The following is a 20086-nucleotide window of genomic DNA, read 5'->3' as shown; positions in this document are numbered from 1 at the left end:
TATGTTGCACTATCAAATTGAGTTCGACGATTATCGCCAGCACCTGATTCATGTCACCTTACGTTTTCTAGCCAATCCCAATCAAGAGTTGTGGTTACCAACCTGGATTCCTGGAAGCTATCTGATTCGGGAATTTTCCAAGCATATTGAGTCGGTGAAAGCCTCTGATGAAGCAGGGCGTTTACTGAATATTAAAAAAACCGAGAAGAATCGCTGGCGTTTATTCAATACCGATCATGAACTGATTACTGTTGAATATGACGTTTATGCCTATGATTTATCGGTGCGTGGTGCCTATGTCGATCAGACCCGTTTCTATGTTAATCCCGCATGTATCTGTTTGGGCTTGCAAGATCAGGAACAGGCACCTTGTGAAGTTGAAATTTTCCTGCCAGATGAATTAAAACATTTCCAGATCGCAACAGGTCTGGCTACTAAAAGTCTGGTTAAAGGACGCTTTACTCTAAAAGCAGACAACTATGATCAATTGATTGATAGTCCGTTTGAACTGGCAGAGCAGAGTCGTTTCAGCTTTGATGCGAACGGGATTCCTCATGAGTTTGTGATTTCGGGCAAACACACGACCAATATGAGCCGTTTAGAAGCGGATATTAAAAAGATCTGTCAGACTGAAATTGATATGTTCGGTTCTGCGCCATTCCAGAACTATACCTTTATGACCATGGCGACTGGAAATAGTTATGGTGGTCTGGAACATTGTAATAGCACCAGCCTGATTACACCGCGCGACGATTTACCAAAAGCAGATGAAGCCGAAGAACCTTCTAAAGATTATCAACGTTTCTTGGGTTTATGTAGCCATGAGTATTTCCATTCATGGTTAGTTAAATTTATTCGCCCTGAAAACTTTGCCAATTATGATTTACATAAAGAGGGATATACCAGCTTATTATGGATCTTTGAGGGTTTTACCTCTTATTATGATGACCTGATTTTATTGCGTAGCGGTGTGATTTCACAGAAGTCTTATCTAGATCTCTTAAAAGCACAGCTTGATCGTTATTTGCAGAATCCGGGCCGTTTGATTCAATCGGTTTCAGAGTCGAGTTTTGATGCTTGGATCAAGTTCTACCGTCAGGATGAAAACTCAAATAATGCAGGCACCAGTTACTATAACAAAGGCAGTTTAGTGGCACTTTGTTTAGATTTAGGCTTGCGTTTACGTGGTTCAAATCTTGATGCCTTAATGCGTCGTTTATATGAAAATACCCAACAGGGTATTCAGGTTAATGAACGAACCATTTTTGAATTATGTAATGAGCTGACAGGTGATAACTGGATTGAGCAAATCAACCACTTGATCAACACCACCGATGAATTGCCACTCGATCAATTGTTCCCAGAGTTTGGATTGAGTTATACGCTTAAAAATGACAAGGCTTTGGCTTTTGGCTTGAAAGTGGTAGATAAAGCAGAAGGTGTGGTGGTACAACAAGTACGTCGTGACAGCGCAGCCGCTCAAGTAGGTTTGTCTGCAAATGATGTGATCCTTGCGATTAATGGTGTGAAGGCTTCCGAGAAGCTTTTAGCCAAGTATGCAAAACAACAAGGCACATTTACGGTTTATGCATTCCGTCGTGATGAGCTTTTACAATTTGAACTTCAAGCGGGTGAAAGTGAATTGACTACGGTTGAATTAAAAGTTGAAGACCAGCAAAAAGTTGATCGCTGGTTGAAAGGTTAAGACTTGATAAAAAGGACGCGGCAAGCGTCCTTTTTATTAGTTGCCACGATAAGTGGAATAACCATAAGGACTGAGCAGTAATGGAATATGATAGTGCGGTAAAGTGCCGTCAACTTCAAAAATAACTGGAATTTCAGGAAAAAAACTACTTTGCTTTTGCGCTTTATACCAGTCACCTGTTTTAAACGTCACTTTATAAACACCCGACTTTAGTTGTTGTTGCGTCGGATAAAGGGCTGTAATTCGTCCATTCTGATCAGTTTTGGCCTGATTGATTTTCACCCATTGATTTTTTTGTTGTGCTTCGAGCACAACGGTGACATCAGTAGCAGGTAGACCATTTTGCTGATTGAGAACATGTACACTTAATGGGTTTGTCGCTGCGAATAAACTGCTTGAAGCCGATAGTGCTGCGATGGCGAATAGATTTTTATACATCACAATATTCCACCTTTCTTGATTAATATTTTCGTATGTATCGCCATCAGTTGTTGTGAGGGCAATACATGGGATACGAGCGCAAAAAAAGGCACTGCTGATCAGTGCCTTTCAAATTTAGAATGAGTATCTTGCACCGAGATAGAACTCACTTGAATAAAGATGTGCTTTCATCTGCTCATCTTGCAAGTTACGTGCATTGGTGAAGTTATTTAAACCGCTATCGGCTTTACCCAAGTCGACATAACGGTAGCCCAAATCAAGGTTTAGGTTATCAATTGCTTTATAACTCGCACCCGCACCTACGCTATACACCAGTTGGGTTTCGGTATTTGAAAGATATTGGCGAGAGGCGTTACCTTGCCAGCCTGAAGATTCTGTACGTGCAACACCTAATCCCAGATTGCCGTATACAGCGACATTTTGCATGACTTCAAAATCACGATAAGCATTCAGCATCAGGCGCTGCGTCTCGACTTTATGATGGTTGAGACTGGTTGGAAAGTTGGTTGAACCGCTGGTAAATTCTGCATCATTTTTAAAGGTATATTCTCCTTCGGTACGCCAGCCATTGCCAAAGTCATAACCGAACCCTAGTGATGCATTGGTTAGATCTTTTTGATCGTCACCTGCGATAAATTTGCCAATCCCTGGGCGTAAGCTGGTTTCCATATTGTCAGCTTTGAGTTGGGCTGCTGCGACTTTTGCTGAGAGATAATAGCCAGAAAGAGCAGCATCTTGAGCATAGCTTAATGAGCCAGTCACAAGTAAAACAGAGCCAATAGCGAAGCGGGTAAATCCTTTGTCCATATGCAATTTTCCAAAATTCGTGAAGGAGTGTTTGGTGATAAAAATCTTTATTTCCTCTGGACATGGTAGGAAGAAATGCATCTGCTCATGATGACAATTGAATTACCGATTTGTAATCTTTGCGCTGAATAAAAAAGGTTAAGATGTGGGATGCATATTTTAATTGTCGAAGATGAATCCAAAATTGCGCAGTTTTTGGCAAAAGGATTAAATGAATCAGGCTATACCAGTGCGATCGCAAAAGATGGCATGGAGGCTTTGTCGCGGTTGCAAGATGAAGCTTTTGATTTATTAATTCTGGATGTAATGTTGCCGAAACTGGATGGCTGGCAAGTGTTGCAGACGCTCCGTACATTTTCAAAAATTCCTGTGCTCATGCTCACGGCTAAAGATCAGGTCATGGATCGGGTGAAAGGTCTGGAATTGGGAGCAGATGACTATCTGGTTAAGCCATTTTCATATATCGAATTATTGGCACGCATTAAAAGTTTATTACGCCGTGTGCCCAAGATTGAACAAGAAATTTATAGCATTGCCAATCTCAGCCTGAATCGTTTAAGTCGGGAAGTCCATCGTGCAGAGATTAAAATTGATTTAACAGCCAAAGAGTTTGTGCTGTTGCAATTGTTGATACAGCATCGTGGTGAGGTGTTAACCCGCACACAAATTGCCTCTATGGTCTGGAATATTAATTTTGATACCGACACCAATGTGGTCGATGTCGCGATACGTCGTCTACGCGCAAAGATTGATGACCACTTTTCTCCCAAGCTGATTTATACAGTTCGGGGGATGGGCTATAAATTTGATTTAAAAGAAGACCATGCTGATGAATAGATTGTCTCTGGCTTCGCGTCTGAGAATCGCGTTTAGCCTGATTTCATGTGTGGTTTTTATCAGTATTGGGACATTGTCTTATCAAAGTTTTCGTGAAATGGTTTATATCCAGCAAGACAAAGCACTTGCCGCACGGATTAAGCGTATGGAAGTGTTTTTGACAGATGCTTATACCGTTCAGATCTTGGGCAAATATCCTAAACTTTATGAAAATATGGTTGGGCATGAGGACAGTATTTTTATTGTCAAAGAGGCAGGTAAAGACCTGATTCGAATCAATCCGTTAAACATCAAAATCCCGAGCTTAAATTATTCCAGTAAAATCCAGTTTACGAATAATAGCCCTGAACAGCCAACGACACGGCTTGCATTTCAATTGGTACAACATGGCGATCAGCATTATCAATTGATTGCAGGTCAACAATGGTATGCAGCAAATCAAACCCTGAAGCAATATTTTTGGAAAATCGCCTTTTATACTGGGTTGGGCATTCTATTATCGAGTTTATTGGGTTTTATGGTCGGGCATTATATGTTCCGTTCGATGCGGGCATTGATTGCAGAAACCAGTAAAATCAACGTGCAAAAACTTAATCAGCGTATTCAGATCAAGACCACAAATACCGAGGTACAACAACTCAGTCATGCCATGAATGAGATGCTGGATAAAATTCAGCAGGATTATCAAAAGTTGGCGCAGTTTTCTGAAGATATTGCGCATGAATTGAGAACGCCACTCAATAATTTGATGGGCCAAACACAGATTTTGCTGTCTCAACCGCGTCAGATTGAGGAACTGGAAAATCTCCTGTATTCGCACTTGGAAGAATACGAGCGATTGACCAAAATGATTGAGAGCATGCTATTTATTGCACGTTCTGAATATACGGAAGCAGGGCTTGAGAAAAGCAGCGTAGATATCCTGCAATTGATTCGGGATGTGACGGATTATTTTGATTATCTGATCGAAGAACGGCAGATGAGCTTGATGCTTCAACTTCCTGATGAAATGAATTTGAGAGTGAATGAAGCCCTTATCCAGCGTGCGATTGCGAATTTAATCAGTAACGCGGTTGTCTATGGTGTAGAAAAGGGGCGGATTACTTTAGAGGCAAAACGGGAACAGACTGATTGTGTCATTCGTATTGTGACGCATGACATCTGGATCGAAGAAAAACATTTACCTTATCTCTTTGACCGTTTTTATCAAATTGATGAGAGTCGACATAAGAGAGCACAAACAGGTGGGCTGGGACTCGCGATTGTTCAATCCATCATGCAGTTGCATGGTGGTTGTGCTGAAGTTGAAAATCAGACAGCAGGTGTGGCATTTACGTTAAGACTACCACTAAAGAATTAACCTAAGTTTCATAAAATTCTGACAAAATAAGGCACATTTGTAGGTAAACACCTATTTGTTTGCTAAATGATCAGTTTACTGGGCATTTTCAGCTCGCTAACGCTTTGGTAGTTGAAAAGGCAACATTTGGCCCAAATTATATGAACTAACAGTATCTATTATATAAAATTGTAGTATTTTTTAGCGAAATGTCGTTATCACGGGATAGGGCGTTGACTAGTATGCTATGAAGACTGATACTCTCAAGTTTGTTTTAAGCAAATCGGTTCTAGGAGCTGGGCCACAAGCGCAGTTTTCCATAACTCAATCCAACACAAGGGGCTATATATGGCTGGTGGAAAGTCAAAAATCATTTATACACTGACTGATGAGGCGCCGTTATTGGCGACCTATTCATTGCTACCGATCATTGAGACCTTTACCAAGCCTGCTGGCATCGAGATTGTGAAAAGTGATATCTCAGTTGCAGCACGTGTACTTGCAGAATTTTCAGATTACCTTAAAGATGAACAAAAGGTAAACAACAACCTTGCGGAGTTAGGTCGTCTTACGCAAGACCCAGATACAAATATCATTAAACTTCCAAACATCAGTGCTTCTGTTGCTCAGTTAACCGCATGTATCAAAGAGCTCCAGTCGAAGGGCTATGCGATTCCTGATTATCCAGAAAATCCAGCAACTGAAGAAGAGAAAGAACTTAAGGCGCGTTATGGTAAATGCCTTGGTTCAGCAGTAAACCCAGTATTGCGTGAAGGTAACTCTGACCGCCGTGCACCAGCTGCTGTTAAAAACTATGCGAAAAAACACCCGCACTCAATGAGCGAGTGGAAACAATGGTCACAAACTCACGTTTCTCACATGGATGAAGGCGACTTCTACCACGGTGAAAAATCAATGACTTTAGACCGTGCGCGTAATGTGAAAATGGAGCTCATCACCAAGTCTGGTGAAACGATTGTGCTTAAGCCAAAAGTTGCACTTCAGGATGGTGAAATCATCGATTCAATGTTCATGAGCAAGAAAGCGCTTTGCGATTTCTATGAGAAAGAACTTGAAGATTGTCGTGAAGCGGGCATCCTGTTCTCGTTACACGTAAAAGCAACCATGATGAAAGTATCACACCCGATCGTATTCGGTCATTGTGTGAAAATTTACTACAAAGATGCTTTCGAAAAACACGGCAAATTATTTGACGAGTTAGGCATCAACGTAAATAACGGTATGGCGGGTCTTTACGAGAAGATCGAAACTTTACCAACTTCACTTCGTGAAGAAATTATCGAAGATTTACATGCTTGCCAAGAACACCGTCCTGCACTTGCAATGGTTGATTCTGCGAAAGGCATCACGAACTTCCATTCACCAAATGACGTGATTGTAGATGCTTCTATGCCTGCAATGATCCGTGGTGGCGGTAAAATGTGGGGTGCTGACGGCAAACCTTACGATTGTAAAGCAGTTATGCCTGAATCAACTTTCGCGCGTATTTATCAGGAAATGATCAATTTCTGTAAGTGGAATGGTAATTTCGACCCACGTACGATGGGTACTGTACCTAACGTTGGTTTGATGGCGCAGAAAGCAGAAGAATACGGTTCACACGACAAGACTTTCGAAATTTCAGAAGCAGGCGTTGCCAACATCACAGATCTAGACACTGGCGAAGTGTTGATGAGCCAAAATGTGGAAGAAGGCGACATCTGGCGTATGTGTCAGGTGAAAGATGCACCAATTCGTGACTGGGTGAAACTTGCAGTAACACGTGCACGTAACTCTGGTATGCCAGCAATCTTCTGGTTAGACCCATACCGTCCACACGAAAATGAATTGATCAAGAAAGTTGAAAAATACTTGAAAGATCATGACACAGCAGGTCTTGATATCCAGATCATGTCACAAGTACGTGCAATGCGTTATACGCTTGAGCGTGTAGCACGTGGTTTAGATACCATTTCTGTGACTGGTAATATTTTACGTGATTACTTAACTGACTTGTTCCCGATCATGGAATTGGGTACTTCAGCTAAAATGTTGTCAATCGTGCCGTTAATGGCGGGTGGCGGCATGTATGAAACAGGTGCAGGTGGTTCAGCGCCGAAACATGTTCAGCAGTTGGTAGAAGAAAACCACTTGCGTTGGGATTCTCTTGGTGAGTTCCTTGCGTTAGCTGTTTCTTTAGAAGAGCTTGGTCTTAAAGAAGACAATAACCGTGCGAAATTGCTTGCGAAGACACTTGATCAGGCAACAGGTAAACTTCTTGATAACGACAAGTCTCCATCACGTCGTACAGGTGAGCTTGATAACCGCGGTAGTCACTACTACTTGGCATTGTACTGGGCTCAAGCATTGGCTGCTCAAGACGAAGATGCTGAGTTAAAAGCGAAGTTTGCGCCTCTTGCAAAAGCACTTGCTGAAAATGAAGAGAAGATCGTTGCTGAGCTTGCTCAAGTACAAGGTCAATCTGCTGATATCGGTGGTTACTATGCAATTGATCCTGCAAAAGTAAACGCAGTGATGCGTCCAAGTGCTACGCTTAATGCAACACTTGAAACAGCTTAAGTTTAAATATTACTGACAGTTTTGTTGGTAATTTAAAAAGCCGATGCGAAAGCATCGGCTTTTTTGTGTATGAGGACTCAGATGATTCTCATAAAAAAGCCCATTCCGTGGGCTTTAAAATAATCTCTAAAGATTAACGACCATTACGGCTACGACCGCGCGGTGCTTTGGTATTTGGACGAGTCGTACCATTGGTCTTACGACGTGGCTTTTCGCTTTCATCCATTTGCCAGATACGCTTGGTGCCTGATTTTTTCTTGTCACCGTCTTTTTTATCACCTTCTTTCTTTTTCTGGTGCATTGGCTTACCGCCCGTACCACCTGGTTTTTTCACATAAGAACGAGAGCGATAAGGTTTATCTTCAGGCAGGTCTTTAAAATCAGGATAAAGCAATGGTTCAATTTCAGTTTGTTCACCAGGTTGTAAGCCCAGACGAATCAGATCGATTGCACCAATTTTAGTACGGATCAAACGTAGTGTTGGGAAACCCACAGCAGCAGTCATACGACGCACCTGACGGTTACGACCTTCACAAATTTGTAGTTCAATCCAGCTGGTCGGGATATTGGCGCGGTAACGTACTGGTGGATCACGTTCCCATAACCATTCTGGTTGATCTACTTTAAGCGCTTTTGCTGGTAACGTCATGCCATCAGCCAGTTCCACACCTTTACGAAGTTGCTCTAATGCTTCTTCAGTCACATCGCCATCGACTTGCGCAAGATAGGTTTTAAATTTCTTATTGGCTGGATTGGTAATGTATTGATTCAGACCGCCGTGATCCGTCAGGAAGGTTAAGCCTTCTGAGTCGAGATCAAGTCGACCCGCAAGACGTAAATCAGGATCATGGATAAAATGAGAAAAGGTGAGGTGAGCGGAATCCTCACGGAACTGTGACAAAACGTCATAAGGTTTATTAAATACGACTATTTTCATATCTGTATACTGCTTTGGCTATGGGCGGCATCATAACAATAAAGGTTTTTATTTAATGGGAAAATGTTGTTATTTCCCGTATAAATCTCAAAAAAACCAGTTTTGAACTAAACTGTTTCATGTAATAAAAAACGAAAAGCATGCCATAGAAGGCATAGACATAATCATTAAATACATGAGGGAGAACCTGCAAAATGGGTTATCAGAAGATCGTGGTTCCTGCAGACGGAGACAAAATCACAGTAAATGCAGACCTGTCACTGAATGTTCCAAATCGTCCGATCATTCCTTTTATTGAAGGTGATGGTATTGGTGTGGATATTACACCAGCAATGAAAGCAGTAGTAGATGCCGCCGTGCTAAAAGCTTATGGTGGCAAACGTTCGATCGAATGGATGGAAGTCTACTGCGGTGAGAAAGCAGACAAAATTTACGGCAGCTATATGCCTGAAGAAACTTTTGATGCTTTACGCGAGTTTATTATATCAATAAAAGGCCCTTTAACCACACCTGTAGGTGGTGGAATTCGTTCTTTAAATGTCGCATTGCGTCAGGAACTTGATTTATATGTCTGTGTGCGCCCAGTTCGCTGGTTTAAAGGTGTGCCTTCTCCAGTACAACATCCTGAACTGACCGATATGGTGATCTTCCGTGAAAACTCGGAAGATATCTATGCGGGGATTGAATGGAAGGCGGACTCTCCTGAAGCGAGAAAAGTGATTAAATTCCTACAAGAAGAAATGGGCGTAACCAATATTCGTTTTCCAAAAGAGTGTGGGATCGGGATTAAACCCGTGTCTAAAGAAGGTTCTCAGCGTTTAGTTCGTAAAGCAATTCAGTTCGCGATTGATAATGATAAACCTTCTGTGACCTTGGTTCACAAAGGCAACATCATGAAATACACCGAAGGTGCGTTTAAAGAGTGGGGCTATGAACTTGCGATGGAACGTTTTGGTGGACAGTTGCTGGATGGTGGGCCTTGGGTAAAAATTAAAAATCCGAAAACGGGCAAAGAGATCATTATTAAAGATGTGATTGCTGATGCATTCTTACAGCAAATTTTAATGCGTCCAGCGGATTATTCTGTCATTGCCACACTGAACCTAAATGGCGACTATATTTCCGATGCACTTGCAGCCGAAGTGGGCGGGATTGGCATTGCACCAGGTGCGAATATTGGTGGTGCTATTGCCGTATATGAAGCAACGCATGGCACAGCACCGAAATATGCAGGACAGGATAAAGTGAATCCCGGTTCGATTATTTTGTCTGCGGAAATGATGCTACGTGATATGGGCTGGACAGAAGCTGCAGATTTAATTATTACGGGGATTTCAGGTGCAATCTCGGCTAAAACCGTGACCTATGATTTTGAACGTCTCATGTCAAATGCAACTTTGCTACGTTGTTCAGAGTTCGCACAAGCTATTATTGAGCACATGGAAGATTGATAGTTTGTTTTCACCAGAAGAGCGGTTTTATCCGCTCTTTTTATTTGATCAAGCACTAAAGATATGCAGAAAAAGCATGTACAAATCTGAATGCATGGCATATTTTTTAAATCTTCTAAAATAAAAAATTGAACATCATGGCTGAGAGAAAATATGGTGAAGCTGCACCTAAAACGACAGACAGCATTGCCAGTTTAGATTGGTATGAGCAAGTACTCAGTAACCAAAAATATGAGCGTACTTTATTTGTCGATTTAGACATGTCTGAGGCTCACAGCACTGGCGCAGTATTTAATGAATGTACTTTTCGCCGTGCGCGTTTCAATGGTTCATCTCATCAAAGTAGTGCTTTTATCAATTGTACCTTTGCCTTCTGTAATTTCTTTGATAGTAAATTTACTGACTGTAAGTTTGTGGGCAGCATGTTTAGTGATTGCCAGTTTCATCATATGCGGGTCGAAGACAGTGACTGGGCTTTTGTTGGATTGCCGGGTGCTGATTTAGAAAAAGCTTGTTTTCTTCGAACGCGTTTAAGAGAGGCCGATTTGACAGGGGCACGATGTCATGGAAGTTCAGTTCGAGAGAGCGACTTATCGGGTGCATGGTTGCACGGCGCAGATTTTACCGAGTGTGATTTAAGAGGCAGTGATTTGAGTGCATTAGATCCGAAAGAGACTCAAATTAAAGAGGCGATTATCAACCTTGATCAAACTTTAATGATTGCAGAAAATTTAGGTTTTGATGTCCGAATTGACTAAGGATCGTTGAATGATTTTTTGCTCAAAATGAGTGGTTTTGGGCCACTCATTTTTGGGAGATTGAGTAAAAATTGCTGCTTTAAGAGAAATAAAGTCGAATAAAAGGGATAAATTGCTCACCAATCACGATGCCCAATAAACCCAGTAAAGCAACAATTGGCGGTGCAGGTGCTTTGACATCTAAAACGTAATACAGCACACCAACCAATATACCTACTGCAAGTGATAACAGGTAAATCTTCATAAACTATGCTTGATCAGTCCGCTTTAACTTTACAGAAGTGATCAATTTCAGGGTTACAATTCCAGATATATTCAGCTTCTTCGGCACAAAGTTGCGCCATTTTTTCGCCTTGTGTATCACGAATAAAAGCAAGCGTCATATCCATACCCGCACTTACACCCGATGAGGTATAGAATTTTCCATCAATCACCCAGCGTGCCTGAGCTTGCCAGCGCACTTTATCATTGAGTTTTTGTACAAACTCAAACGCCATTTTATTAGAAGTCGCCTGAACGCCATCCAGTACACCAGTCGCAGCCAGCAAAGAACTTCCTGTGCAAATGGTCAGTACATGTCCGCTGTGCAGCGCAAGCGTTTTTAATTGATCGAGAAGTGGCTGATTCTGGATTAAATCAAAAGTGACAATTCCGCCTGGAACTAACAAAATACTATGTTGATTGACGGTCATGTCTTTAAATGGCTGTGTTTGCAGTATAACGCCATGTTTGTTGGAGATCAGACCACCATTCAGGCTATAAAACTGCACTTGATAATGTTCTTGCAGCAAACCGAATAGTTCGACAGGCCCCATAATATCGAGGGTTTCAAAGTCTTCAAATACAATGGCATTAACAGGAATACGCATTTCTTTTCTCGCTAGTTTCATCTGCGTACTACCATAGAGAGCTGTGAATTTTTGTTTGTGAATATTATGTATGGCTTATTTTGAATTATGCTAAATCATTGGACTTTTTGCCTGATCTGTTAGCAAGCGGATGCTGATTTTGGTTTGTTTTTTAGGCATTTAGTAGCCTATTAAGACAAAATAATGGGTGTATCGTAAATTTAGAAAAATCTGTATCTATCATTTATCAAGCAGATGTTCAAAATGATGGAAAAATAGAGCGAGCGTTATGCCATGAAAATGTATCAAGTTGATGCTTTTACCCAAGAATTATTTAAAGGAAATCCAGCAGCCGTTATCGTAGTAGATGATTGGTTGGATCAGCAGTTGATGCAGAATATTGCAATGGAAAATAATCTTTCCGAGACTGCTTTTGTAAAGACAATTGATGAGAGTAATTACGAGATTCGCTGGTTTTCACCCTTAGAGGAAGTTGCCTTTTGTGGGCATGCCACCTTAGCCAGTGCGTTTGTTCTTTTTAAGGATTTCACCCAAGCAACAACAATTCAATTTCATGTACGTGATCTGGGTATTTTTATCGTTAGCCAAGATGCTGATGGAAAAATCAAAATGAACTTCCCGATTCGTAGAGCAGAGCAAGTGTCTGACTACCCGTCAGAACTACGTGAAGGGTTGTCAAAACCATTTAAAGCGGTGTATCGCAATCCTCAAGCTTATATTATTGAATATGAAACGGTACAGGATGTATTGGATGAACAACCTAATCTGGAAGTACTAAAACGCTTAGGTAAAGTCCGGACCGCGATTACTGCCTCTCAACCTGATGTAGCGATTACAGCGCGAGGTGAGGGGAAGTTTGATTGTGTTTCTCGTTACTTTGCACCTGCGATCGGGATTGATGAAGATCCTGTAACAGGTTCTATCCATACTGCGATTGTGCCGCTGTGGGCCGAGAAGTTGAACCAGACGCGACTCGTGGCTTTTCAGGCGTCAGCACGTGGTGGAATTTTAGACTGTGTGATTGAATCTGACGAACGGATCGAAATTTCAGGTTATGCAAAATTGTATATGCAGGCTGAACTGGCAATCTGATTTTTAGCTTAAATTGTGCAAAAACAAAGATAAAAGCTGTTTAAATAAACAGCTTTTTTCAAAACGTAACTATTAAAAATGCGAATCATTCTCTACCATAGCTTGTCTGTATGATTTAAATCACCATAAATACTTGGATAAATTATGTTAATGCGCTTTAAGCAGCTTACTCTCTCGCTTTGTTTGATTGGGTTGAGTGCGACGTCTTGGTCTCAGACAGTGCTCGTAAAAAGTGAAAAAAATATTGAAGAATATAAATTAGATAATGGTTTCAGAGTTATTCTTGCGCCAAACGATAAAGAAAATAAAGTCTATGTAAATACAGTTTACATGACGGGCTCACTGAATGATCCAAAAGGTAAAGGTGGGCTGGCACATCTATTAGAACACTTGGCTTTTAAAGGGACGCAAAACGTTAAAGGTGAAGAGTTTCAGCGCCGTTTAGATCAATATACCTTGATGACCAATGCCAGTACGGATTATTACTCAACCAAATACTTAAACATTGTTCGTCCTGAAAAAAATGCACTGAATGAAATCCTGTATCTCGAATCTGAGCGAATGGATAAATTGGTCTTACAAGAAAAATTTGTACCCTCTGAAATTGAAATCGTAAAACGTGAACGTGAAATCCGTATGGATCAGCCGTTTGCAGTTTTAATAGATCAGGTGTGGAAAGCCGCGTATGGCAACCAGTATTTAGGTCGTTTACCGATTGGTGATTTACCTGAATTAAAATCAATTCAGTTGAATGAACTGAATCAGTTTTATAAGACTTGGTATGCGCCGAATAATGCGGTCATGGTCATTTCTGGTAAATTTGATAAAACTGAAGTCTTGAATAAGATAGATCAGTATTTCAGTCCAATTCCTGCACGCGCCGTACCTGCTCAGGTGAAAGTGCCAGTTCTTGATGCGAGTAAGATTGAACAACGTCAATTTACCGTGAAAAAGGGCAGTGATCTGGCCAAATTCCATATTTATATGAATGGAAAAAATACCGAGTTACAACCGATTCTGGCACTCGCACCTTCTCTCTATACCATGCAGCCTAGCGGGCCTTTATATAAAAATATGGTCGAGACAGGCATCAGTACTGCAGTTCAATCTGCAACATGGTTAGATCAGGACTTTAACGTGGTGTTTATGGGCGCAGTTTATGCACCAAGTCATGATCCCAAAAAAGTTGATGATGCATTGAAAACTGGCGTGGAAAATAGCCAGCCATTTACCGAGGCTGAATTACAGCGCATTAAGAATATTACCCAGAATACGGCTGATACCATTGCCAATGATGCAGTGGCTTTAGGTTCACGTCTTAGTGACTACGCCGTCTCTTCTCAGGGACAATGGGATCAATATTTCAAGGACTTAAAGACAGTTCAAGCATTAAAGCTGAAAGATACCAATGAAACACTCAAAGCATTTTTAACCGCTTCACATCGTATTTCTGGTGATATTTTGCCAACGCCAGAAGATCAAAAGAAAGCGATGACTTTGAAGGCTGAAGAGAAGCCAAAAACTTTAGATCAAAGCAATGAACAGCCTGAACCTTTAAAAGATCCGAATGTCTATAAACAGGAAGTCACCCAGTTTATGGCACAGTCTGCTCAGCAGTTGCAGAAGAATGAGCAGAAAATCCAGCGTGGCGAGTTGAAGAATGGCATTCGCTATGCTTTATTCCCAACTGCAACCCGTGACGATAAAACCTATGCCACGATTAGTCTGGATTTTGGTGATGAAAAAGCGTTATTTGGTAAAGGCGTAACGCTGGACTTAACCAGTTACCTGATGTTGCGTGGTTCAGAAAAGCATACTTTGCAAGAAATTACCGATAAAGCCATTGCTGCTAGTGGTGGTGCATCTGTTAGCTCAAATGGCAATGGTTTTACCATCGTGGTTCAGGCCAAAAAAGACAAGTTTGAAGACTTCTTTAACTTTATTGTCGATGTATTGAAGCAGCCAAAATTCTCGCAAACAGAATTTGATCTTGCCAAAAATCAAAGTTTATCTGTACTCGATCGTCCTTATACCGAGCCTGCAGTTGTGGCTTCGATGACGCTCTCTAAAATTCTGGAAATCTATCAACCCGGCGATTTGCGTTATCACTTCGAACCTGATTTCACGAAAAAACAGATCAGTGATGTGACTCAACCGCAAGTGAAGCAATTCTATGATCAATTCTTTGTGACTGATCATGCACAGATTGCGGTGACGGGTGATTTTGATGCCAAGAAAATGCAAAAAACCTTACAAAAGGCATTTGGTTCTTGGAAAGCAAAACAGCCTTACACCAAAGTAACAGGTCAATATACGGTTTATAAAGCACAAAAAGTGCATGCTTTATCGGAACAACGTGAATTTGGTAGTTACCAAAGTGTTTTAGCCTTACCCGTCGGTTCTTATCATGCAGATGCGCCAGCGTTAATTATCTTGAGCCATATTTTGGGTAACTCGCAGCTTTCATCGCGTTTGGCACAAGAATTACGTGAGAAAAATGCCTTAGTCTATGGTTTTGGCAGTGGTTTGGACTTAGATCCAGATATCAATGATGGTACGTTAAGTATTACTGCAAACTACACGTCGGGGCGTTCGGCACAAGTATCGCAATCGGTACATAAAGTCTTGAATGAGCTGTTAAGTAAAGGCGTGACAGAGCAGGAAGTTGAAGCGGCGAAAGCAGATATCATGAAAAAACGCGTCACAGCTTTGGAAGATGAACGTAATATTCATGGCATGTTGACAGGTCAGTTAGAGCGTAACAAAACGCTGCTGGATCGCGCTGAACGTGATCAGGAACTTGCCAAATTGACCAAAGAAGATGTCAATGCAGCAATCAAGAAATACATCAAACTTGATCAGTTTGTCGAAGTAATGGCGGATCAATATGGTCAGCCTCAAAACTTGAAATAAGCAAACAAAAAGAAAGCCACCGATCAGGTGGCTTTCTTTTTTGTATCAATCCTTAATGATCATGTTTGTGCGCATGAAAATCTTCATTTTTACGGAAGCGTAAGTAGTTTTCGAACTGTTCGCAATATTCATCAAAATTATCTTCTAGCATCATTTGGAACTGTTGCAGCAGATAAGACATCACTTGTTCTTTTGCCTCACGCATTTCTTCGCCATCTTTAAAGTTATTGGCTGCGACCCAGGTGTTAAAACGGGCAGTGGCAAATAACATGGCTGCGCTCACTTGGCCACGTAACTCTTCTGGTTTAGCTTGTTGGCCTTTTGGTGGGCGGCAAAAATCATTAGCGAGTTTGATAAATTCATCGGCGCGCTCAAAAAATACGGCATTTAAAGCTTCTTCTTCCGTCACATCGGTAGCGTTAATTTTTTGAGACATGAGATTTTCCAGCGACAAGTTAAGACACATTATTATAGACAAAGCCTTGTCGAAACTAAACCTTTGCCTTAACCTAAAAATAGCCTAAGCAATTCGAAGAATGACTATGCAAGATGCAATCGCGATTCAAAGCTTAAAAACGGATATTGCCTTACTACGCCAACATATCTATCCACCGCAATCTTTAGAGCATGTTGAGGGCTTGCCGATTTATTATGGTCTAAAGGATGAGGTCGATGAGTATTACCGACAATGGCAGCCTTTGATTGAGAGGGCACAGCAATTGTGTCAGCCTTTTATGGAAGATGAAGTGGTGGATGCGATTCATTTGCCTAGTCATTTAAATCTGCCGTTATTTTTCTTTCATGTGGATCGAATTCGGATTAATAAAACTCGCGCTAAAGAATCGAAAACTTTTCGTGGTGTCGCGGCCTTATTGGAAAAATGCGGGCAGTTTGAAACGGATCAGATTTTTGCCATGCAGGAGTGGTTGGGGAGTGATGACACTGCTGCCTTAGTTGCGCATCGCGAATTTATCGATTTACGGACTTACGTATTTCAACATGGGCAGAGTGAATATACCCGTACCCGTTTTTATATGAATGGCATGATTCTCAGTGTTGAGCCACATTTTAAATTGGTGGATGCACGGGATAAGCCACGTAAACAGCGTAATGATAGCTATAGTGATCCGATTGCAGATAATGGAACGTGGAAAATTTTTGGAAAGTATCGGTAAGTGATTTAAGGGGGAATAAATAGTTTAAAACACTAATTTTTATTAAAAAATAACAGCACAGCCACAAGTGCTATATAAAGTTTGGATGTTTTCGCATAGGCGATTTCCTACTTTGTTTTCGGACAAAGTAGGCAAAGCCATTGTCATCAGCAAAACCTGTCTGTTTCTTGGATTTATTAAAATGTATCGCAGAAATATTACTTTGCTTATAACACGCAGGTTGCTGATGACGTTTCCGAGTATCCATTTCTGTAGGGCGTAGATTATTTGTGGCGGCATCCATGCCGCCAGCACGATAGGGATTTAAGATGGTTTTCCCTTGCGGAGCTATCGCTCCTCATCCCAAAAAATATCTTTAGTTGATAAAGCCTGTAGTTTCTTTGCCGCTTTCTTTGCAACATGCGGTTGCTGTGCCTTAACCCAACCTAAAGCAAATAAAAACTGAGGATGCTTAGCAGCTTGTTGTTCAAAGATCTGCTCAGCCACAAATAGATCATTATAAAAACCTAAGTACTCCTGAATCGGTTGTAGCTTATTCAAAAATTGCTGAACCTGTTTTTCTGGGTAAATCCCTGCAATAAAGTCGATGCAATAACGCAATTGTTTAACGCGTTTACGAGTACGATGTTGTTGCTCGACTTCTAACTTAGAAAATTGGCCTGCATCTTTAAGAATCTTTTGATATAGCTTGGTTAAGCTTTTGGCAGCTTGTTTAGAAAGTTTGGATTTTGATTGATGCTCACTGTAGCTAAAGCTGAATAAGGATAAAAACAGTTGGGTTGTTTTGCTGTCACTTAATAATTCAGCAATATTTGCATCGACATTTTCAGGGAAGGGAAAATCAAAATCGCAGATTTCTTTGACTAAGGGAATGACTGAGTCTTGAATGGCATCATTATCGCGTGATTGTCCTAGAGCCCTAAAAATCTCCGCCAACTGACTTTCCCAGCTCGCATCAATCTGTGCCGACCAATTGGGAAAATGCTTTAAAGCTGAACGCAAACGGCGTAAACCGACACGAGCCTGATGAATATGGTCGGCTTCTGCTACACCATCAGCGATTGCAGCGGCATTGGGGAGGATATGATTGAGCGTATTTTCGATAATCTGTTTGATGGCCAGTTCAGCACTGACATCTTTATCCAAATTCAGTGATTTCGCTTTGGTAGCAGCAGAGACGACTTTGCCTTGGGCCAGTAAATTGCCGCGTTCAGCTTTACTGCGCACATCAAGCCAGAGCTGGTATTTATCCACCCAAGTCTTGGCAAAATCAATCAGCTCTTGCGCTGAACCTTGTTTTAACTCAAATTCGACTTCACAGATTCTGGCGTGGTCAGTTGGAGTTCGGATTTCACCATCATCCAGACACACTTCAATTTGTGAACCTTCAAACTCAAACACATGAAAAGTACGTTGTACATTGGTCTGGAATTGTAATTGTAGCTCGGCTGGCGCTTCGCCTAAAACCTCACGTAGTACAGTTTGAACGGTTTGATTATGTTTATAGAGGGACAGATCAAGCTCAGGTTCTTGAGCGCATTTGCCTAAATAGATATCTTCTTCGATACGTTGTAAATGATTTTTACTGGCAGCTTTAAAGGTTTGCACCCAATGCTCACCTTCTTGACGCAGGCGAATAGCCACATAATTTTTAGCAAGCAAACGGTCAGCAGTGTCATAGTATTTTGCTTGTAACTGAATTTTTTGTGCTTTTTGTTTGCTTAAGGCCAGTAAAACACTTTTTTTCTTAGACTCAGGAAGCTGAAATTTTAGCTCTATTTCCATGATGTTATGACTCCTGACCAGCGAGAATGATAAATATAGAAATGAGTATAAACTGTTGATCTGAAAAATCATTGTAAAGTTGTTTTAAGGAATGCAAGCAGGGGATACAATGACTTTATTTTGTACAAAAAATGCATTAACGTGTGTAGAGTCTTGCAGGATTAGGATGATCTAGAAATGAATGCACCAGCCAATATCACCCAGCCAGTGGAATTTTCATTACCGATTAAAAATTATGATGAATTTTATCGCTTTTATTTAACTGAACATCGTAGTATTGCCAGCCGTCGTTTGCATGCAGCAGGTAGCTCAATCGGTTTATATTTCTTTAGCAAAGCCATTCGTAAGCGTCAGGCCAAATATGCGGTATATGGTTTGGTTTCGGGTTATGCCTGTGCTTGGGTTGGACATTTCTTTTTTGAACATAATAAGCCTGCCAGCTTTAAGCAACCACTTTATAGCTTTATTTCTGATTGGCGGATGCTGTCGGATATTACCCGTGGTCGTTTGAGTTTGATCGATCGTCAGTTTGATAAAATTGAGTCATAAAATTCATTTGATATTTGAAAAGCTGCTTTGGCGGCTTTTTTATTTGCTCTGATGTATAAAGATTAATGATGTAAATACACTCCCTCTCTTTAAATTTTAGATAAGAAAATATACCCTGAAGCTAATGTAATTATAGTGAATAGTGAAACGTTCATGCGTGGTCTTTACCTCATCACCAACGATGACCCAATCCAGCTCTTACTTGAAAAACTAGATGTTGCTTTGGCAACAGGACAGATTGCGATTTTGCAATATCGCCGTAAGAAAGTAGAAAAAGCAGAACAGCCACATGAAGTAGAGCAGATCAAAGGGCTGTGTGAACAACATCAGGTTCCTTTTGTCATTAATGATGATTTGGCTCTGGCTGAACAATTTGGTTTGGGTGTACATCTTGGGCAGTCCGATGGGGAAATAAGCGATGCCGCTGCACGTTTACCGAAAGGTGTGATTATTGGCCGTACCTGCTTAAACTCACTGGAGTTGGCTGAAAAGGCGATTGCTGACGGTGCAACTTATGTCGCGTTTGGTGCAGTCTATGCCACCTCAACTAAACCTGAAGCGGGGAATGTCGGTATCGAAGTCATCAAACAGGCGAAACAAAAGTTTGCTGTACCGATTTGTGCAATTGGTGGTCTGACTGTGGAAAATTCTCAAGTGGTGATTGAGGCGGGGGCGAGCCTTTGTGCGGTAATTAGTGATATATTAGGACGATCAACAGCCGAAATTCCTGCTCGTGTAACTGCATGGGCAACGTTATTTGACTAATTATAGGCATCCGCTTTTGCGGAGCTTTCATTGTTTCTCGGAACGACAGCGTTCCTTGTCCTTGATTCTAGGTTGAGCCTTAT

Annotated in this window: 18 protein-coding genes; 11 read left to right on the top strand and 7 right to left on the bottom strand. The window is 41.2% G+C overall.

Features of this window, described 5'->3' with window-relative positions; all coding sequences use genetic code 11:
• The first annotated feature begins 1 nt into the window (after position 1).
• Complete coding sequence (locus A9Z07_RS08950; protein ID WP_069578011.1) at positions 2–1705, top strand: M61 family metallopeptidase; 1704 nt, start codon at positions 2–4, stop codon at positions 1703–1705.
• Between the two features lie 36 nt (positions 1706–1741).
• Here the strand turns inward: A9Z07_RS08950 and uraH are convergent, their stop codons facing one another.
• A complete protein-coding gene (uraH, locus tag A9Z07_RS08945) occupies positions 1742–2143 on the bottom strand; it encodes a hydroxyisourate hydrolase (protein ID WP_069578007.1) in 402 nt (133 codons plus the stop codon).
• A 117-nt stretch (positions 2144–2260) separates the two neighbouring features.
• The gene (locus tag A9Z07_RS08940; protein WP_062846506.1) at positions 2261–2953 is read right to left on the bottom strand and encodes an outer membrane protein; all 693 of its coding nucleotides are present in this window, start codon (positions 2951–2953) and stop codon (positions 2261–2263) included.
• A 150-nt stretch (positions 2954–3103) separates the two neighbouring features.
• On the opposite strand from A9Z07_RS08940, the gene A9Z07_RS08935 reads away from it, so the two are divergent.
• From A9Z07_RS08935 to A9Z07_RS08925, 3 genes are all read left to right on the top strand, one after another.
• Complete coding sequence (locus A9Z07_RS08935) at positions 3104–3790, top strand: heavy metal response regulator transcription factor (RefSeq protein WP_069578002.1); 687 nt, start codon at positions 3104–3106, stop codon at positions 3788–3790.
• Positions 3783–5150: a heavy metal sensor histidine kinase gene (locus A9Z07_RS08930; protein ID WP_069578075.1), complete on the top strand. Its 1368-nt coding sequence runs from the start codon at positions 3783–3785 to the stop codon at positions 5148–5150. Before A9Z07_RS08935 ends, A9Z07_RS08930 begins: the two co-directional genes overlap by 8 nt.
• Before the next feature lie 327 nt (positions 5151–5477).
• Complete coding sequence (locus tag A9Z07_RS08925) at positions 5478–7709, top strand: NADP-dependent isocitrate dehydrogenase (RefSeq protein ID WP_047426813.1); 2232 nt, start codon at positions 5478–5480, stop codon at positions 7707–7709.
• 133 nt (positions 7710–7842) lie between these two features.
• Here A9Z07_RS08925 and A9Z07_RS08920 read toward each other — a convergent pair whose 3' ends face one another.
• Positions 7843–8646: a pseudouridine synthase gene (locus tag A9Z07_RS08920; RefSeq protein WP_004770289.1), complete on the bottom strand. Its 804-nt coding sequence runs from the start codon at positions 8644–8646 to the stop codon at positions 7843–7845.
• Between the two features lie 194 nt (positions 8647–8840).
• Here A9Z07_RS08920 and icd point away from each other — a divergent pair, with 194 nt between their 5' ends.
• Together icd and A9Z07_RS08910 are read left to right on the top strand one after the other, a co-directional pair.
• Positions 8841–10097, top strand: a complete 1257-nt coding sequence (icd, locus tag A9Z07_RS08915) for an NADP-dependent isocitrate dehydrogenase (protein ID WP_062846502.1) — start codon at positions 8841–8843, stop codon at positions 10095–10097.
• 137 nt (positions 10098–10234) lie between these two features.
• On the top strand, positions 10235–10855 hold the full coding sequence (locus A9Z07_RS08910; protein WP_069577999.1) for a pentapeptide repeat-containing protein: 621 nt from the start codon (positions 10235–10237) through the stop codon (positions 10853–10855).
• A 79-nt stretch (positions 10856–10934) separates the two neighbouring features.
• On the opposite strand, the gene A9Z07_RS17610 is transcribed toward A9Z07_RS08910, so the two are convergent.
• Positions 10935–11099: a DUF1427 family protein gene (locus A9Z07_RS17610; protein WP_081402415.1), complete on the bottom strand. Its 165-nt coding sequence runs from the start codon at positions 11097–11099 to the stop codon at positions 10935–10937.
• 13 nt (positions 11100–11112) lie between these two features.
• Complete coding sequence (locus A9Z07_RS08905; RefSeq protein WP_005258986.1) at positions 11113–11724, bottom strand: DJ-1/PfpI family protein; 612 nt, start codon at positions 11722–11724, stop codon at positions 11113–11115.
• A gap of 273 nt (positions 11725–11997) precedes the next feature.
• Here A9Z07_RS08905 and A9Z07_RS08900 point away from each other — a divergent pair, with 273 nt between their 5' ends.
• Together A9Z07_RS08900 and A9Z07_RS08895 are read left to right on the top strand one after the other, a co-directional pair.
• Positions 11998–12816: a PhzF family phenazine biosynthesis protein gene (locus A9Z07_RS08900; RefSeq protein WP_069577995.1), complete on the top strand. Its 819-nt coding sequence runs from the start codon at positions 11998–12000 to the stop codon at positions 12814–12816.
• Positions 12817–12960: 144 nt separating this feature from the next.
• Entirely contained in the window at positions 12961–15729 is a 2769-nt protein-coding gene (locus tag A9Z07_RS08895) for a M16 family metallopeptidase (protein WP_069577990.1), read from the top strand.
• A 52-nt stretch (positions 15730–15781) separates the two neighbouring features.
• Here the strand turns inward: A9Z07_RS08895 and A9Z07_RS08890 are convergent, their stop codons facing one another.
• Positions 15782–16165: a DUF3144 domain-containing protein gene (locus tag A9Z07_RS08890; protein WP_004770279.1), complete on the bottom strand. Its 384-nt coding sequence runs from the start codon at positions 16163–16165 to the stop codon at positions 15782–15784.
• Between the two features lie 106 nt (positions 16166–16271).
• Here A9Z07_RS08890 and A9Z07_RS08885 point away from each other — a divergent pair, with 106 nt between their 5' ends.
• Positions 16272–16904 carry a hypothetical protein gene (locus tag A9Z07_RS08885; RefSeq protein ID WP_004770278.1) on the top strand — a complete coding sequence of 211 codons (633 nt, stop codon included), beginning with the start codon at positions 16272–16274 and terminating at the stop codon, positions 16902–16904.
• 327 nt (positions 16905–17231) lie between these two features.
• Here A9Z07_RS08885 and A9Z07_RS08875 read toward each other — a convergent pair whose 3' ends face one another.
• Entirely contained in the window at positions 17232–18689 is a 1458-nt protein-coding gene (locus A9Z07_RS08875; RefSeq protein WP_069577987.1) for a CYTH and CHAD domain-containing protein, read from the bottom strand.
• A gap of 177 nt (positions 18690–18866) precedes the next feature.
• On the opposite strand from A9Z07_RS08875, the gene A9Z07_RS08870 reads away from it, so the two are divergent.
• Both A9Z07_RS08870 and thiE read left to right on the top strand, forming a co-directional pair.
• Positions 18867–19238 carry a DUF962 domain-containing protein gene (locus A9Z07_RS08870; RefSeq protein WP_004770275.1) on the top strand — a complete coding sequence of 124 codons (372 nt, stop codon included), beginning with the start codon at positions 18867–18869 and terminating at the stop codon, positions 19236–19238.
• Between the two features lie 153 nt (positions 19239–19391).
• A complete protein-coding gene (thiE, locus tag A9Z07_RS08865; RefSeq protein ID WP_069577983.1) occupies positions 19392–20003 on the top strand; it encodes a thiamine phosphate synthase in 612 nt (203 codons plus the stop codon).
• Positions 20004–20086 lie beyond the last annotated feature (83 nt).

This window comes from Acinetobacter sp. YK3 (genome assembly GCF_001729365.1).
GTDB lineage: Bacteria > Pseudomonadota > Gammaproteobacteria > Pseudomonadales > Moraxellaceae > Acinetobacter > Acinetobacter vivianii.
The sequence above is the reverse complement of the archived record's forward strand: the minus strand, read 5'-3'. Positions and strand labels throughout refer to the sequence as shown.